Annotated in this window: 3 protein-coding genes; all 3 read right to left on the minus strand. The window is 73.1% G+C overall.

Going from position 1 to position 18,881, the window contains the following annotated elements; translation table 11 throughout:
- A partial coding sequence (locus SACXIDRAFT_RS00340) for a type I polyketide synthase (protein WP_006236445.1) occupies positions 1–3,704 on the minus strand: 3,704 nt, incomplete at its 3' end.
- Positions 3,705–3,780: 76 nt separating this feature from the next.
- A complete protein-coding gene (locus SACXIDRAFT_RS23185) occupies positions 3,781–9,555 on the minus strand; it encodes a type I polyketide synthase (RefSeq protein WP_269731811.1) in 5,775 nt (1,924 codons plus the stop codon).
- Positions 9,446–18,604 (minus strand): type I polyketide synthase, encoded by a 9,159-nt coding sequence (locus SACXIDRAFT_RS23420; protein ID WP_006236447.1) that lies wholly within the window; start codon positions 18,602–18,604, stop codon positions 9,446–9,448. The genes SACXIDRAFT_RS23185 and SACXIDRAFT_RS23420 overlap by 110 nt, the downstream gene beginning before the upstream one ends.
- Between the last annotated feature and the right edge of the window lie 277 nt (positions 18,605–18,881).

Genomic DNA, 18,881 nt, shown 5'->3' on the forward strand with positions numbered 1-18,881 from the left:
CAGTCGCCGGTGAGCACCACCGCGCCGTCCGACCGCCACGGCGGGGACGCCGAGCCGTCGGGGACGGGCCGCAGCCGACGGACGAGACGACCCGAGGAGCGGACGGCGATCTCGTCCTCCGCGTGATCGCCGCGCACCGCGCCCGCCACGAGTCCGGCCGTCCGGCCGTCCGGCCTCGCGGGAAGGTCCACCAGCCCGCCCCACCGGTCGGGATGCTCCCGCGCGGCACTGCGCCCCCAGCCCCAGAGCAGCGCCTGCCGTGGATCGACGGGAGCGTCGGACTCGCCGACCGAGACGGCCGACCGTGTGACGCACCAAAGGGGTCCGCGCACGCGGGCCTCACCGAGCGCTTGAAGGAGGGCTGTGGTGGCGCGCAGCGCCGTCGATGTGTCGAGATCGTCGCGGGCCGACGACGAGTCGCGCAACGCAAGCAGTGAGAGGACGCCGGCGACCTCGGTGTCGCCGCGGGAACGGACGGCCTCGGCGAGTCGGGCGGCCTGCGCGGGCCCCATGGACTCGGACTCGTCGAGTACGAGGGGCACCACGCCGCCGCCGTCGGTGAGAGCATCGACGATCGCACTGACGTCGGGATCGTCGGCCTGCCCCTCGGTGTGGACGACCAGCCACCGACCGGCGGGTCGGGCGGCGAAGTCCGCGGCGAACGGGACCCAGGTGCTGCGATGGCGCCAGGACGCGGTCTCGGCGAGCTCCCGCCGCCGCGCGGCCCGCTCGGTCAGAGCGGGAAGCAGGGCCGTCAGGGCGCCGTGCTCATCCGGTGCGCGCAGGCCGAGGGTCTCGGCGAGTGTGGACAGGTCGCCGCAGCGCACCGCGTCCCAGAAGTCGGCGTCGAGGGTCGTCGCCATCGAGTCGTCGTCGCGGCCCTGCGACCGGCCCCACCAGTAGCGGCTTCGCTGAAAGGCGTAGGTGGGCAACGGAACCTGGCGGGCGGGCGCGTCGAGCAGCCCGGCCCAGCGGGGGACGAGCCCTCGGACATGTAACGCCGCCAAGGCCGCGCCGAACGTGTCGGGCTCGGGCCATCCCTGGCGCAGGGTGACGGCGACCGTGACGTCCTCGTCGGCGCGCTGCTCATCGAGGACCTCGCGCGCCATCGGCGTCAGCACGCCGTCGGGGCCGACCTCCAAGATCGTCGTGATCGACTCCTCCCGCAGAGTGCGAACGGCGTCGGCGAAGCGGACCGGACGACGGAGCTGGTCGGCCCAGTACTCCGGCGTGGTCACGGCCCGCGGATCGACGGGCCGGCCGGTCACAGTGGAGATCAGCGGGATCTCGGGCGCGGCGAAGGAGACCTTCCGCAACGCCTCGGTGAAGGCGGCGACCGCGGGTTCCATCAACGGCGAGTGAAAGGCCTGGCCGCCGCGCAGCGGACGCACCCGCCTGCTCCGATCCCGCCAGTAGCGCGCCGCCTCCTCCACGGCGTCGGCGTCGCCCGAGAGGACCACCGAACGCGGGCCGTTGACGGCGGCGATCACGAGCGTCCCGCCGACCTCGGCGAGGTGATCGGCGGCCTCGGCTTCGGTGGCCGCGACGGCGACCATCGCGCCGGGCCGGGCAAGTCGCCGGACGAGTCCGCCGCGTGCGGCGACCACCGCGCAGGCGTCGCGCAGGGACCAGACGCCCGCGAGGTGGGCGGCCACGACCTCGCCGAACGAGTGTCCCAGCACCACGTCGGGACGGATCCCGACGTGGGCCAGCAGTCGGCTGAGGGCGACCTCGACGGTGAACAGCGCCGCCTGGGCGAGATCGGTGCGGTCGAGCGGCCGGTCGGCGGCCGTCTCGGCCACGCCGCCGGAACCACCGCCCGAGGCGCCGTCAGGGCCGGCGGCCGTCTCGGCCACGCCGCCGTCAGCGAAGACCAGGTCGCGGACCGAGACGCCCAGCAGCGGGTCCAGCTCCGCGCAGACCTCATCGAAGGCCGCGGCGAAAACCGGGTAGGTCCGGTACAGCGCCCTGCCCATCGCCGGGTACTGCGAGCCCTGCCCGGTGAACATCATCGCGAGCCTGCCCGTCGCGCGCGTCGTGCCGATCACCACGCCGGGCGTCTCGGTGCCCTCGGCCACGGCCGACAGCCGCGCGGCCAACTCGGCGCGGTCCGCTCCGAGGATCACCGCCCGGTGCTCCAGGTGAGCCCGGGTGGTGGCCAGGGAGAAGGCCACGTCCGCCGGGGAAACCTCGGGCTCCGCGGCGACGTGGTCGAGGAGCCGGGCGGCCTGTGCCCGCAGTGCCTTCACCGTTCGTCCGGAGAGAACCCACGGCAGTGGGACGGAGGAGGCACTGGAGACGGCGGCGGAGGCGCTGCGCGGCTCGTCCTCGACGGGCTCCGGCTCGGGGGCCTGTTCGAGGACCACGTGCGCGTTGGTGCCGCTGATCCCGAACGACGACACCGCAGACCGCCGGGGCCGATCCACCTCGGGCCACGGCCGCGACTCGGTCAGCAACTCCACCGCTCCGGCCGACCAGTCCACCTGAGTGGAGGGCTCGTTGACGTGCAGCGTCGGCGGCAGGACCCCGTGTCGCATCGCGAGAATCATCTTGATCACACCCGCCACGCCGGACGCGGCCTGCGTGTGGGCGATGTTGGACTTCACCGAACCGAGGAACAGCGGACGGTCGGGATCGCGGCCCTGCCCGTAGGTCGCGAGCAGCGCCTGCGCCTCGATCGGGTCGCCGAGCCGGGTGCCGGTGCCGTGGGCCTCGACCGCGTCGATGTCCTGAGTAGACAGTCGTGCGTTCGCGAGAGCCTTGCGGATCACGCGCTGCTGTGCGGGTCCGTTCGGGGCGGTGAGCCCGTGGGAGGCGCCGTCCTGGTTGACGGCCGAGCCCCGGACCACGGCGAGGACGCGCCGTCCGTTGCGCACGGCGTCGGACAGCCGCTCCAGGACGAGCACGCCGACGCCCTCGCCCCAGCCGGTGCCGTCGGCCGCGTCGGCGAAGGACTTGCATCGCCCGTCGGAGGCGAGCCCGCCCTGCCGGTGGAATTCGGTGAAGAGGCCGGAATGCGACATGACGGCGACACCGCCTGCCAGGGCCAGCGAGCAGTCGCCGTCGCGGAGGGACTGCGACGCCTGGTGCAGGGCGACCAGGGAGGACGAGCAGGCCGTGTCGATGGTGATGGCGGGGCCTTCCAAGCCCAGGGTGTAGGCGATGCGACCGGAGGCGATACTGGCGATGGTGCCGGTCAGAACGTGTCCGGCGACGTCCTCGGCCTCCTCGTCCAGTCGGGGGCCGTAATCGTGGTTCCCCATGCCGACGAAGACGCCCGTGTCCGTGCCGCGCAAGGAGGTCGGCGCGAGGCCTGCTCGTTCGAGGGCCTCCCAGGAGGTCTCCAGCAGCAGGCGCTGCTGCGGGTCCATCGCGGTGGCCTCGCGGGGTGAGATGCCGAAGAGTCCCGCGTCGAAGTCTGCCGCGCCGCTGAGGAAGCCGCCTTCCCTGGTGTGCGGCGTCGCCGGGTCGCCCGGCGACCAGCCCCGGTCGGCCGGGAAACCCGACACCGCGTCGCCGCCCGCGACCACCAGCCGCCACAGGTCCTCCGGCGAGGTCACCCCGCCGGGGAGACGGCATGCCATGCCCACTACCGCCACCGCGTCCTGGCCTCGGGACTCGACTTCCCGCAGCCGCTGCCGCGTCTGGTGCAGATCGGCGGTCACTCGCCGCAGGTACTCGACAAGCCGGTCGTTGTCCGCCACTGAAATCTCAGCTCCTCGACGTCATGCGGCACTACAGGTCACGGTGAAGCGGTGGTGGAGCGCGGGTGGCCCGAGGTCAGGTCAGCTCGCCGAACTCGCGGTCGATGAAGTCGAACAGCTCATCGGGGCTCGCCTCCGTCAGCCGCTCCGGCGAGGACGGCTCGGCGGCGCTGCCCGCGTCCGCCAGCCGCCACAGGATGTTCTGGAGCCGGGCGGTGATCTGCGCATGGTCGTCGTCGGGGGTGAGCAGGGCGAGCCCCGCCTCCAGATCGTCGATGCCGCGCAGGACGTCCCGGGTCGGATCGTCCTCGGGGAGCGCGAGCCCACGGAGGACCCGGTCTGCCAGTTCCGCCGGGTTGGGATGGTCGAACACCGCCGTCGCCGACAGGGTCACGCCGGTGGCGGCACGCAGGCGGTTGCGCAGTTCGACGGCGGTGAGAGAGTCGAATCCCAGATCGCCGAACGACTGCGTCTGGCCCACCCGGTCCGCTCTGGCATGACCGAGGACGGCGGCCACCGCCTCCCTGACGAGCGTGGTCACCCGGTGATGCCGCTCGCTCCTGGGCAGGGCGGCGATCTCCGCCATCCAGCGTGACGGCGAGCCGGTCTCGGCGGGCCGAGTGGATCGCGGCGTCGCGAAGGGGCCCGGCCCGCGTACCAGTCCGCGCAGGACGGCGGGAACCTCCTCGGCCGCGCGGCGCCCGAGTGCGGCGAGGTCCACCGCGGCCGCGACGGCGAGCACCGGCCGGGTCGTGAACGCCGTGTCCAGGAGTTCGAGCGCGTCGTGCGGCGCCAGCGGTCGCAGGCCCCAGCGGTGCAAGCGATGCTGATCCGTCGCGGCGAGTCCGGCGGTCATGCCCGTCTCTGCTGTCCACGGCCCCCAGGCCAGTGAGGTTCCGGCGAGCCCGAGGGCCCGCCGCCGGGCGATCAGCGCGTCCAGGAAGGCGTTGCCCGCGGCGTAGGCCCCTTGGCCCGCCGCGCCCCAGACGCCCGCGACCGAGGAGAACGTCAAGAACAGCGACAGGTCGAGGCCCTCGGTGGCCCGGTGCAGGTTCCAGGCGCCCGCGACCTTGGGCGCGAGCACCCGGGCCGCTCGTTCGGCGTCGATCGAGGACACGATTCCATCGGCCAGCACGCCCGCGGCGTGGACGACCCCGGCGAGCGGGAACTCCGGCGGGATCGCGTCGATCACCTCCGCGACCGCCTTCGGATCGGCGACGTCGCCGGCATGGACGGTCACTCGGGCGCCGGCCGCCTGAAGGTCGGCGACGAGGTCGGCGACACCCGGCGTGTCCCCGCCGCGACGGGACAGCAGCGCCAGCGACGCGACACCGTGCCGGGTGACCAGGTGCCGGGCCACGATCCGGCCCAGTCCGTCGGTGCCGCCGGTGATCAGCACGGTGCGGTTCGGCGGCACCGGCCGCGGAATCCGCAGGACGGCCTTGCCGATCAGCTCCGCTCCCGCCAATGCCCGCAGCGCGGGTCGCAGGTGCCGGAGCGGGTACTCGGTGATCGGCGGTGGCATGAGCACCTGGCGGTCGAAGAGTTCCCTCAGCTCGGTGAGCAGCGCGGCGACGACGTCGGGGTGCAGCGCCGAGACGTCGAAGGGGCGATAGGTGATGTCGGGGTACTCCTCGGCGATGGCCGCGGGGTCCCGCAGATCGGTCTTGCCCATCTCGAGGAAGACGCCGCCGGGCGCGGTCACCCGCAGCGACGCGTCGACAAAGGGTCCAGCCAGGGCGTTCAACACCACGTCGACGCCCCGCCCTCCGGTAGCGGCGAGCACGCTGGACTCGAAGTCCAGATCACGGGAGGACGAGATCCGCTCGTCGGGGATGCCCCAGTCACGCAGCACCTGATGCTTGCCGGGAGAGGCGGTGGCGAACACCGTCGCGCCCTTCGACCTGGCCACCTGCACCGCCGCCGCGCCCACACCGCCCGCCGCGGCGTGGATCAGTACCGATTGACCGGCGGACAGCTCCGCCAGCCCCGCGAGGCCGTACAGGGCCGTCAGGAAAACACTGGGCACCGCGGCCCCCTCGACGGCGGTCCACCCGGCGGGCAGCGGCGTCACCATGCGGCGGTCCACCGCCACCGAGGCGGCGAAGGCACCGGGCAGCACGCCCATGACCTGGTCTCCGAGCGCCACGTCGGTGACGTCGGCGCCGATCTCCACAACCGTTCCGGCGCCCTCGCCGCCGATCTCGACCACCCCCGGGTACATGCCCAGCGCAGCCATGGCGTCCCGGAAGTTCAGTCCGGCCGCGGCGACGGCGATCCGTACCTCGCCCGGGGCGAGGGCCGCGTCGCCCGTCGGCGATCCCGCCGAAGGCAGCGGGCCCACACCAGCCACCGATCCGGGGGTCGCCACGCCGACTCGCCACCGGCCACCCGTCACGATCACATCATCGGAGGCGGGCCGGTCGTCGGCGACCAGACCCCCCGGCCCCGTCACGTCGGCCGCGGCGACCTGTTCGCCCTGGTCGGTCCTGCCGTCCTGGCCCGGCTGCAGGACCCGCAGCGGAGCCATCCGCGGAGTCAGCACCCGCCCACCTCGGAGCGCGTACTGCACATCCGCGCCCCCGGCCAGCCGGGGAACCCCGCTCAGGCAGGCGGCGAGGGCGCCGACGGCGTCGGGGTCGCTGCTCGCCGGGTCGAGGTCCAGCAAGGTGATCCGGCCGGGGTTCTCGGTCTGTGCCGTGCGCAGCAGACCCCACACGGCGGCACCCGCCAGGTCGGGGACGCCGTCGGTCTCGCCGGTCGCGACGGCTCCGCGTGTCACCACGAGCAGGTGCGACGAGGCCAGGTGCTCCTCGGCAGACCACGTTCGCAGCACGTCCAGCATCCGCTCGACCGCGTGCCGGACGTCGTCGATCATCTCCGGTGCCGCGCCGGTCCGTGCGAGAGCGCCGCCGGGTACGACGAGCACGCTCGGGGCCGCCTCGCCCGTGGTGACCCGCGCGCTCACGTCGGCCAGGTCCGCTACGGAGGAGACGGACACCCCCGCCGCGACGAGCCCTCCGGTCAGTCCCTCGTCGATGGAGCCGAGCAGCGCCCACCAGCCGGCGTCGGCGGGCGGGTCCGCGGGGGACGTCGGCACCCAGTCCAGATCGAACAGTGCGTCATGGATGTCGAAGGCCGAGGTGGCGGGTCGCCCGCCGGTCACCGCGCGTCGCAGTGTCAGCCGGTCGACGGTGACGACCGGCGCGCCGTCGGCATCGACCGCCCTGACCTCGACGTCGCCGTCCTCGACAGTGCGCAGCGTGACCCGCAGTCGCGTGGCACCGGCGGCGTGGATTCGGACACCGGCCCACGAGAAGGGCAGGCGCACGCCCTTGGCCTCACCGGCGTCGCCGGATGGCAAGACTCCGACGGCATCGGTGAGGCCAAGGGCGTGCAGCGCCGCGTCGAACAGCGCGGGATGGACGCCGTAGGCAGGCGCCTCGCGCCATGCGGGCTCGGGCAACTCCACCTCGGCGAACACCGTGTCGGCGGCGACCCAGGCCGCGCGCAGCCCCTGGAATACCGGTCCGTAGACGAGGCCTGCTGCCTCGAAGGCCGCGTAGAGGCCGTCGGTGGACACTGGCACGGCCTCGGGCGGCGGCCAGGACTCCCGACCGGTTTCGCCGACGGGCGCAGAGGCGGGTTCCGCTTCGACCAGACGTCCGGTGGCGTGACTGGTCCACTCGGCGGTGGGGTCGCCTTCGGGGCGGGTGTAGACGGTCACCACGCGCTCGCTGTCTCGCGCGCGTTCGCCGATCGGGGTCGCCGCCCCGTCCGCGCTCTGGTCCGGTTGGTGATCATCGAGCCGGTCGAGCCGGACTCGGACGGCAAGACCGCCCTCGGCGGGCACGACCACCGGGGAGTGCAGCGTGAGCTCGTCAACCATCGGACTCCGCAGGTCGACCGCGGCGGCGAGGACGAGATCCACCAGGCCCGTCCCGGGGAACACCGCGGCGGGTCCCACCTGGTGGTCGGCCGTCCACGGCAGCGCCGCCGTGGAGAGCCTGCCGGTGAAGACGACGGCGCCGGAGTCGGGCAGGTCCACACGGGCTCCCAGCACGGGGTGACCTGACGAGACGAGCCCGAGTCCTGCCGCGTCGGTCGGCATCCGGCTGACATCCAGCCAGTACCGCTCGCGTTGGAAGGCGTAGGTCGGCAGATCGGCTGGGGCGGCGCCGGCGGGCAGGAGCGGGGAGAGGTCCACCGGCACGCCGTGCGCGAGGGACGCGGCGATGCCGGTCAGCAGGGCAGCTCGCTCGCCTCGGTCCGAGCGCAGCAGCGACAGGCACACCGGGCTCGCGGCGGCCGAACCGGTCGGGTCCATGTGATCCAGGGTGTCGCGGGTGAGCGCGGTCAGCACCGATCCGGGGCCGATCTCCAGCACGGTCGTCACGCCCAGTTCCGCCAGGGTGTGCACCGCGTTGACGTAGCGGACCGGCTCGCGGACCTGCCGCACCCAGTAGTCCGGGTCCGCCGCGTCCGACCGGCTCAGGAGGGTGCCCGTCACCGTCGAAACCACGGGAAGCGCGGCGGCGCCGAACTCCACATCGGCCAGCGCGAGGCGGTAGTCGTCGAGCATCGGATCGGTCAGCGGCGAGTGGAACGCGTGGGACACGGGAAGTCGACGGACCCTACGGCCTCGGTCCTGCCACCAGCGCAGCACCCGCTCCACCGCGTCGGCCTCGCCGGAGATCACGGTCGAGGACGGGCCGTTGGCCGCTGCGACGCCGACCCTGGCGACGAGCGCGGTCTCGATGTCGCGGCCGTGGTCGTCCGGTGTCGCATCGAGTTCGAGCAGCCCGATTCGCACCTCGTCCGCTGTGGCCGCAACGGAGGCCATCGCGCCGCCCTCGGGCAACTGCTGCATCAGCCTCGCCCGTGCCGCCACCACGCGGCAGGCCTGCGGCAACGACCACAACCCCGCCACGTAGGCGGCAGTGAGCTCGCCCAACGAGTGGCCCGCAACGACGGCCGGGGTGATCCCGAAGGACTCCAACAGACGGACAAGGGCCACCTCCACCGCAAACAAAGCAGGCTGGGCGAGCCCGGTGTCGTCGATCGTCCGGGCACCGGGAGGCTGCGCGGGCTCGGTGGCGAACACGGCCTCCCGCAGGGAGAACCCCAACAACGGGTCCAGTTCCGCACACACCTCATCAAAGGCGGCGGCGAACAGCGGGTAGTGCTCGTAAAGCTCGCGTCCCATCCCGGCGTGTTGGGAGCCCTGCCCGGTGAAGACCATCGCCACCCGTCCCGTCTGCCGGGCGGTTCCGCGCACGACACCAGGGGCGTCACGGTCGTCGGCCACCGCGGTGAGGCCGGCGAGGAGTTCGGCTCGGTCGGAGCCGAGCACCACCGCTCGGTGGTCGAGCCGCGCACGTGACCTGGTCAGTGCGACGGCCACCTGGACGGGAGACCACTCGGAGTCGGCGGCGAGTCGTTCGAGGAGCCGCGCGGCCTGGGCACGCAGCGCCTGCGCCGACCCACCCGAGATCACCCACGGCGGGGTCGAGGACGGAGCCTCGGTCGCCCCGTGGGTCGGCTGTTCCGCGTCGGACTCGTGGGTGCTGTCGTGGGTGCTGTCGTGGGCCGGGGGCTGTTCGAGGATGACGTGGGCGTTGGTGCCGCTGATCCCGAACGAGGACACCGCGGCCCTGCGGGGACGGTCCACCTCGGGCCACGGCCGCGACTCGGTCAGCAACTCCACCGCACCCGACGACCAATCCACCTGCGACGTGGGCTCACCCACATGCAGGGTCCGCGGCAACACCCCATGCCACATCGCCATGACCATCTTGATCACACCAGCCACACCCGCAGCAGCCTGCGTATGCCCGATGTTCGACTTCACCGAACCCAGCCACAACGGCATACCCTCGGCACGGTCCTGCCCCGTAGGTCGCCAACAGAGCCTGCGCCTCAATCGGATCACCAAGCCGGGTACCGGTGCCGTGTGCCTCCACGACGTCAACGTCCCCAGTGGACAAACGCGCGTTCGCCAAAGCCTGACGGATCACCCGCTGCTGCGACGGACCATTCGGCGCCGTCAACCCATTCGACGCACCATCCTGATTCACCGCCGAACCCCGCACGACAGCGAGAATCCGCCTGCCGTTGCGCACCGCATCCGACAACCGCTCCAGAACAACAAGCCCGACACCCTCGGAGAAACCCGTGCCATCCGCCGCATCCGCGAACGACTTACACCGACCATCCGACGCGAATCCGCCCTGGCGCGCGAACTCGCCGAAGAGCCGGGGCGTGGTCATGACCGTGACCCCGCCGGCCAGGGCGAGGGAGCATTCGCCCTGGCGCAGCGACTGGACGGCCAGATGCAGCGCCACCAGGGAGGCCGAGCAAGCCGTATCCACCGTCACCGCGGGGCCTTCGAGATCAAAGGAGTACGCGATGCGTCCCGAGGCGACGCTCGCCGCCCCACCGGTCATGACGTGTCCGACCGCCTCAGGTGACTCGGCGAGCAGCGCCCCGTAGTCGCTGCCGTTGGTCCCGACGAAGACACCGGTCCGGCTGCCCTGCAGCGTCTCGGCGGGGATGCCCGCGCGTTCCCAGGACTCCCATGCCGTCTCCAGCAGCAACCGCTGCTGGGGATCCATCGCGGAGGCCTCGCGGGGGGAGATCCCGAAGAACTCAGCGTCGAAGTCGCCCGCGTCGCAGAGGAAGCCGCCGACCCGCGCGTAGGGACTGTCCGGGTGCAGCCGCTCAGGGTCGTACCTTCCCTCACGCTGCCAGCCTCGATCGTCGGGGAAGTCCGCGATCGCGTCGAACTCGGCCGAGAGCAGTTCCCAGAGCTCCTCCGGCGAGGTCACTCCGCCGGGCAGCCGACAGGACATGCCGACGATGGCGATGGGCTCGTCCGCCGGACTCTGCTGTGACGGCGACGTCGCGCCGGACTCGTCGGCGGGACCGGCCGGGGCGGGCTGGGCACCCGTTGATCCGAGCTGTGCGCCGAGCTCGGCCCACAGCCTGCCGGTGAGCGCCTGCACGGTGGGGTGGTCGAAGGCGACCGTCACCGGCAGGCGGAGCCCGGTGTCCGCCGCGAGGCGGTTGCGGAGGTTGATCGAGGTCAGCGAGTCGAAGCCGAGGTCGCTGAAGGCGCGGCCCACGGAGACCTCCGCGGCGGAGCCGTGCCCCAGTTCGGCGGCCACCCGGTTGCGAACCGCGTCGAGCAGCACCTGCTCCGCTTCGGCGGCGGGCAGTCCGCGCAGGCGCCGCAGCAACGGTGCCGCGTCGTCGGCCGTGTTCCGGGGGCGGGACGGTCGTCGTTCGGACGGCGTCACGAACCCCTGGAAAAGCGCGGGCAAGGCATCCGCCGCGTCGGGAGACCGCAGCTCCGTTCTGTCGAGGCGCACCGGGGCGAGCAGCGGCTCCCCTGCGGCCAGCGCCGCGTCGAGAAGACGCAGGCCCTCCGCCTCGGGCAGGGCGGCCAGGCCCCGCAGTCCGGCGCGGGCCACATGCACGTCGCCAAGGCGACCGGCCATACCCGTGCGGTCCTCCCACAACCCCCAGGCCAACGAGGTGCCGGGCAGTCCGGCAGCCTGCCTGCGGGCGGCCAGGGCGTCCAGGAAAGCGTTCGCTGCGGCGTAGTTGCCCTGTCCTCCGCCACCGATCAGTCCGGCCACGGAGGAGAAGAGGACGAACATCGACAGGTCGGTGTCCTGCGTCAGTTCATGCAGATGCCAGGCGCCGTCGATCTTCGGGCGGAGCACCCGATCAACCTGGTCGGCCGTCAGCGAGGACACCAGCGCGTTGTCCAGCACCCCCGCGCAGTGGACCACCGAGGTAAGAGGATGCGTCGCGGGGATGGAGTCGAGCACCTCGACGAGCCGATCTCGGTCCGCGACGTCGCAGGCGGCGACGGCGACGGCGGCGCCATGCTCGGCGAGTTCGGCGACGAGTTCGGCGACGCCGGGCGCGGCCGGGCCGCGGCGTCCGACCAGGAGGAGCCGACGGGCGCCGTGCTCGGTCACGAGGTGCCGGGCGACGATCCTGGCCAGGCCGCCGCCCGCCCCAGTGATGAGGACCGTGCCCTCGGGTGAAAGCACGGGCCGCGCAGGCAAGGACGCCGTCGCGACCTCGGAGAGGGCCGGAGCGACGAGGCGGCCCTCGCGGATCGCCGTCTGCGGCCTGCCCTCGGCGATCGCGGCTCGCAGCAATCGGTGGGATTCCGGCGCGTCGTCGACGTCCACGAGCAGCACCCGGTCGGGGTTCTCCGACTGCACCGTCCGCACCAGACCCCACAACGGGGCGTGCACGAGGTCCGGCACGTCCTCGTCGGCTCCGACGGCCACAGCCCGGCCGGTGAGCACCACCAGGGTCGTCGCCGTCCACCGCTCATCGGCCAGCCAGGCCCTGATCAGCTCGATCGTGCGGTGCACGGCATCGCGAGCGGCGTCGGCGAGCGCCAGTCCGCCGATCGGGCTCGGCTGGGCCATCAACACCACGGTGGTCGGCGGCGGCGCGTCCGGCGACAGCGCCGCGCCGAGCTCAACCAGTCCGGGATGGACCGTCACGGTCAGCCCCGAGTCACGCAGTGCGGCCGTCGGCTCGTCGGCCGCGCCAAGCACCGCCCACCGCTCGTCGTCCCCGGCCGGGGACGACGCGTCGACCTCGGTCCATCGCATCCGAAGCAGCGATCCGGCGGAGCGGGAGTGCCGGACGGCGGGCTGGACAGGTCGCAAGGTCGCCGAGCCGACGACGGCGACCAGCTCGCCGTCGAGGTCGGTGAGATGTAGCGACACCACGTCCGGCGCCGACGGCCGCACGTGCACGCGCAGCGCCTCGGGCATGGGGGCGTGGCACGTCGTATCGGTAAAGGCGAACGGCCGCGCCTGCCGTCCGGTGGTCGCGTTCCACGCCAGCAGGGCGGCGTCGAGCAGACCGGGATGGAGGAGGAACGTCTCCTCGTCCCGCAGGTCCGCGGGCAGCGCCACGTCAACGACGAGGTCGTCGCCGTGACGGCGCACTGTGCGCAGGCACCGCCACGCCGCCATCCCCTCCTCCTCCGCCGGGGGCAGCACCGAGATTTCGGTCGTCTCGTCGGCGGGCGGAAGCGGCACGGGGACGGCGGGCCGGGAGTCGGCTGGCCGGAGCAGGCCGGTGGCATGGGTCGTCCAGCCGGCTCCCGGCCCGCCGTCGGCGCCTTCGGCCCGGCTGTGCAGGATCAGCGATCGGGCTCCCGACGCCTCGGGGGCGGACAACGTGAGCTGCCACTGTGCCGCGCCGTCTACGGGGAGGACGAGTGGGGTCTCCAGCACCAGCTCGGCGACCTGGTCCAGACCGAGAGTCTCTCCCGCCCAGCAAACGAGGTCGAGGACGGCGCTGCCGGGCAGGAGTTCGGCACCGTGTGCCCGATGACCCGCCAGCACAGGATGGGAAGAGGCCGAAACCCTGCCGGTGAAGACCACGCCGTCCGAGTCCGCCAGTACGAGTGCGGAGCCCCGCAGGGGGTGCGGCCGTGGGTCCAGGCCGGCCGCACCCGGATCGGCCGCCTCGCCGTGCTGCTCGCGCAGCCAATACCGCTGTCGTTGGAAGGGATACGTCGGCAGGTCGATGCGCTGCGGTCGCGCCCCGTCGAAGGCCGGGGTCCAGTCCACGGCCACGCCCCGCACGTGCGCCTCCCCCAGTGCGCAGAGCAGGCGGCGGCGATCAGCCTCGTCACGGCGCAGCGTCGACAGCACGACGGTGTCCTCGGCACGGCCCTCCAGCGTCTCCTGGAGGCCAACGGCGAGCACCGGGTGGGCACTGACCTCAATGAACGCGTCGGCTCCCTCGGCCGCGACGGTCTCGACGGCCTGCTGAAACTCCACGGTGGCACGCAGACCGCGATACCAGTACTCGCCGTCCAGTTCGGCCGTGTCGATCAGCTCGCCCGTGACGCTGGAGACGAACGGGACGGACGCCGACCGGGGTTTCAGCCCAGCCAGCGACTCGATGAGCTCCGTACGCAGCGACTCCACGCACGCGGAGTGCGAGGCGTAGTCCACCGCGATGCGCCGGGCCCGGATCCCGCCCGCCTCGCAGTCGGCGAGGAACCCCTCCAGAGCCTTGGACTCACCGGAGACGACGGTCGAAGTCGGCCCGTTGACCGCCGCCACCCAGAGCCGATCCGCCCACCGCGCCAGCGCGGCCGCGACCGTCTCGCGGTCGGCCGAGACCGAGGCCATCCCGCCCGTGCCAGCCAGCCGTACCAGCGCCGAGGCGCGCAGCGCCACCACCCGGGCCGCGTCGGCGACGGTGAGCGCGCCGACCACGCAGGCCGCGGCGATCTCACCCTGCGAATGGCCGACCACGACCTCCGGCGACACCCCGTGGGCCTGCCACACCTCGGCCAGCGACACCATCACCGCCCAGAGGACCGGCTGCACCACGTCCACTCGGGTCAGAGCCGCCTCGTCCGAGAGCACCTCGCGCAGTGACCAGTTGACGTGGGGAGCCAGCGCAGCCTCGCACTCCGCCATGCGCCTCGCGAAGGCGGGTGAGGCGGCGAGCAGGTCGACCGCCATGCCCACCCACTGCGAACCTTGGCCGGGGAACACGAACGCCACCCGCCGGGGCGAGGCGCCAGCCTCTCCTCGGCGGAGCGTCGGCGCGGCCTCGTCGTCGGCGAGGCTCCGCAGGCCTCGCCGCAGCGTCGACTCGTCGTCCGAGACCACGACGGCCCGGTGTTCCAGCAGCGATCTGGTCGTGGCCAGGGAGAATGCGACGTCGGCTGGCCGCAGGCCGGGATCGTCCTCCAGCCGGGCCAGCAGCCGCTGACCCTGTTCCCGGAGCGCGGCGGGCGTCCGACCGGACAGAATCCAGGGCAGGGCTCCCGGGGCGACCGCCTCGTCGGGTGCGGTCGCGGGTGAGGAGCCGGCGCACTCCGCCGCCGAGGGCGGCTGCTCGAGGATGAGGTGGGCATTGGTGCCGCTGATGCCGAAGGCGGACACGGCGGCACGGCGGGGCCCGTCGGTCCTCGGCCACTCCCTGGTCGCGGTCACCAGCGACAGTCCAGCCGAGGACCAGTCCACGTGCCGTGTCGGCTCGTCGACGTGCAAGGTGCGGGGCAGGATGCCGTGCTCCATGGCCAACACCGTTTTGATCAGGCCCAGGATGCCCGCGGCGGCCTGAGCGTGACCGATGTTGGACTTGACCGAGCCCAGTAACAGCGGCCGGTCGGCCGGGCGGTGCGGTCCGTACTCCGCGGCCAGCGCGTTGGCCTCGATCGGATCGCCCAGGGTGGTCCCCGTGCCGTGTGCCTCCACCACGTCGATCTCGGCGGCGCCCACTCGCGCGTTGGCCAGTGCCTGGCGGATCACCCGTCGCTGGGCGGGACCGCTGGGCGCGGCCAGTCCGTTGGAGGCGCCGTCCTGGTTGACGGCGCTGCCCTTGATGACCCCGAGGACACGATGGCCGTTGCGCCGCGCGTCGGCCAGCCGCTCCAGCAGCACGACGCCCGCGCCCTCAGCCCAGGCGGTACCGTCCGCGGCGGCGGCGAACGGCTTGCACCGCCCGTCGGGTGACAGCGCCCGCTGTCGGCTGAACTCGACGAACATGCCGGGGTGGGAGAGCACCGCGACGCCGCCCGCGACGGCGAGGGAACTCTCGCCCTGCCGCAGCGACTGGCAGGCGAGGTGCACGGCCACGATCGACGAGGAACAGGCGGTATCGACCGTGATCGCGGGCCCCTCAAGGCCGAAGGTGTAGGCGATGCGCCCAGAGACGACGCTGGCGGTGTTGCCGGTCATGAGATAGCCCTCGAGACCGGCGGGCGCGTGGTGCAGGCGCGGGGCGTAGTCCTGGGCGATGGCGCCGAGGAAGACTCCGACGTCGGTGCCCCGCAGCGATCCCGGGTCAAGACCCGCCCGCTCGAAGAGTTCCCACGAGGCTTCCAGCAGCACCCGCTGCTGCGGCTCCATCGCCATGGCCTCACGGGGGCTGATGCCGAACAAGCCGGCGTCGAAGCGGTCAACGCCGTCGAGGAAGCCGCCGGAGGTCGTGTATGTGGTGCCGGGATGCGCCGGGTCGGGATGGTAGAGGCGGGTCAGATCCCAGCCGCGATCGGTGGGGAACGCGGAGATCGCGTCGCGGCCCTCCGCGACGAGGCGCCACAGCTCCTCCGGCGAGTTCGCGCCGCCGGGTGCCCGGCAGGTCATGGCGACGACGGCGATCGGGTCGTCGGGGGCCGAGGGCGTCACGGGCGGCATCGCCAGCTCGTCCGAGGACGCTCCGACCAGTGCGGCCAGCACGTGGGCGGCAAGCGCGTCGGGGGTTGGGTGGTCGAACGCGGTGGTGACGGGTAGGTCGAGGCCGGTCACGCTGTTCAGTGCGTCCCGTAGCCGTACGGCGGCCAGCGAGTCGAGGCCGAGGCCGAGGAAGGTGGTCGCGCCGTCGATCGCGTCGCCGCTCGCCGCGGTGAGCACGCCGGCGGTCTCCGTCCGCACCAGCCGCCGCACGAATCGACGCCGCTCGACGTCGTCGAGGACGGCGAAACGCTGAGCAAGGGCCGTGTGCGCGGAGACCGGCCCCGTCGCCGCGGCCCCGTCGACCGGGTCGGACTCGGCGTCCGCGGCTCTGTCGCCGCCCGGTCGTACCAGGTCGCTCGGGGACGGCAGGGGGACCCGGTGGGCACCCGAACCCGCGTACACCGCCGAGGCTTCGACATCGACGCCCGTCGCCCGGGCCTCCACGACGGCGCGTCGGAATCGGTCCGGCCCACCCTCCCCTCGGCGCAGGGTCTCCAGCACCACGGCGTCAACGCCGAGTTCCTCGACGGTCTGACGCATGGCGACGGTGAGCACCGGATGCGGGCTCATCTCCAGCAGCGCGTCGGCGCCATCGCCGAGCAGGGTGCGGACCGCCGGGTCGAACAGGACCGTGCTGCGCAGGTTGCGCGCCCAGTAGACGGCCGTCAGCTCGGCGGTGTCGATCAGTCGGTTGTGGACGGCGGAGTAGAACGGGACGGTCGAGCTGCGCGGGGTGATCGGCGCGAGATCACGCAGGAGCCGGTCGTGCAGGAGATCGACCTGGCGGGAGTGCGCGGCGAGCCCGACGGGGATCAGCTGAGCTCGGATGCCGTCGGCGACCAGCTCGGCGGAGAGCTCGCGCACCGCATCGGCGTCGCCGGAGACCACGATCGACGCGGGGCCGTTGACGCCCGCGATGTCGATCCTCTCGCCCCAGGGCGCGAGCCTGGGGCGCAACCGTTCCAGGGGCAGCGACACCGAGGCCATCTCGCCGTGTCCCGACAGTTCCGCCTGCAGCCGGCTCCACAGCACCGCCACGCGAGCCGCGTCGGCCACCGACAGGGCGTCAACGGCCTGTGCGGCAGCGACCTCGCCGAGGCTGTGCCCCACGACGGCCGTCGGGTCCACCCCGACCGACCGCCAGAGCCGGGACAGCGAGACCATGACCGCCAGTAGGGCGGGCTGGACGACGTCGGGCTGCTGCAATGGCGGCTGTCCCGGCTCTTGACGAAGGACACCGAGCAGGGACCAGTCCGCGAACTCGGCGAAGGCGGCGTCGTATTCGGCCATGTGCTGAGAGAAGACGGGGGCGGTGTCGAGGAGTTCGCATGCCATACCCGCCCACTGCGAGCCCTGCCCCGGGAAGACGAAGGCCACGGCCCTGGGCGTGGCACCGCGCGCGCCGAGGACCCCGGTTCCCGTGCGGCCTGCGGCCAGGGCGGTCAGCCGCTCCCCCAGCTCGCCCGGGTCCGCGCCGAAGACCGCGGCACGCCTACGGTGGAGCGGACGTGTCGTGCCGAGCGTGTATGCGACGTCGATGGGGGCGAGCCCGGGTCTGGCCGCGAAGTGGGTGGCGAGCCTGCGGGCCTCCTCGCGCAAGCTCGCGTCGTTCGGAGCGGACAGAAGGAGCCCCACCGAGGTGTCGGCATCAGGGGCGTCGCCTACCGCAGCGGCGGCGTGGCCGGCGGCGGGGGGCACGGCCGCGACGCGGTAGGGGCCGCCCTCGGCGGCTCCGGTGGTGGCGGGGATCAGGAGGGCAGGCGGGACGGATTCGCCGGAAGACGGGGCGTGGTCGGCGGGACGGCCGGCCTCGCGGTCCCGCAGCAGCGCCAGCACCCGAAGCAGCCGGGCGACGCCGACGAACTCGACGGCGGGATCGTCGGCGAAGTCGCAGACCAACTCGGCCTCGGCGAAATCGGGCACCTCGGCGGCGGCGCCGAGGCCCGGCTCGACGGCGGTGCGGGCGGCCTCGTCGAGGAGGAGGCCGCGCACCGAGGCCCCGTCGTCCTCCGCGCGGCGCCGCGTCGTGAGGACGACCACCGCGGTGTCGGGCAGTCCGTCGGCACCCCCGGCCTCGGGGGTTGGCGCGGCCATCGCCCGAGGAGAGGTGCCTCCCGCGATCACGACGTCGACGGAGGCGTCCGCCACCCAACGCGCGCCCGCGTGCACGGCGTCGAGCGCGGTCGGGCTAGTGCGAGTCCGGACGTGCGTCGCGGGTACGCCGAGCGCGACGGCGAGACGGTCGGCGAGGCCGGGAGCGGTCCAGGTCGCGGACTCCGAGGACGGCAGGGCGAGCACCACGCCTACCCGAGGCGGGGCAACCGCACCGACGGCGATCCCCGCGTTCGCCAGTGCCGCCCGGCACAGAACCTCGACCGTCGGCTCCGCAGGCTCACGACGAACCGCGTCGGCGATGGGTGGCTCGTCCGCCGTCACCGCCTGCTCGGCGGCGACGAGCGCCGCGTCGGCCAGCTCCCACGCCGGATCGTCCAGCGGCCCAGGCCCGACGGGCCACGGAGCGCCAGAGGAGCCGCCAGGCTGGTCGCGGACATCGCGTGCGCGGGTCGCGACGTGGCAGGCCGCGCCCACGACCGCCACAGCCGAGGCGAACCGCTCAGCTCTGCTCCGACCGTCCGAAACGGAGTCGCTCGTCATCAGCGCCGCCACTTCCCCTCGTCGTCTTCCCACCCACGTCCCGCAGCGACCGGGAACGGCGGGCGGCGGCGAGCGCCACCCTCCCCGAACGCCATCGTGGTTGAGAGACCCCATTCCACGACGTCGGAAGAACCTTCATTCCGGGCTGCCAGGATACGAACATTACGACCGAACCCACCCCTACAATGAACCCCTCATCACCCCTGCCTAAATGCGCATAAAGCGAATTGACACCCGCTTCCCGAGTGCGGGGTGTACCCGTATTATCCGACGCATC

The organism is Saccharomonospora xinjiangensis XJ-54, from assembly GCF_000258175.1.
GTDB classification, from domain to species: domain Bacteria; phylum Actinomycetota; class Actinomycetes; order Mycobacteriales; family Pseudonocardiaceae; genus Saccharomonospora; species Saccharomonospora xinjiangensis.

What these genes read in the sequence shown, in the direction of transcription:
- SACXIDRAFT_RS23420 (WP_006236447.1), bottom strand. Translation starts at nt 18,604, where the DNA reads ATGACGAGCGACTCCGTTTCGGACGGTCGGAGCAGAGCTGAGCGGTTC.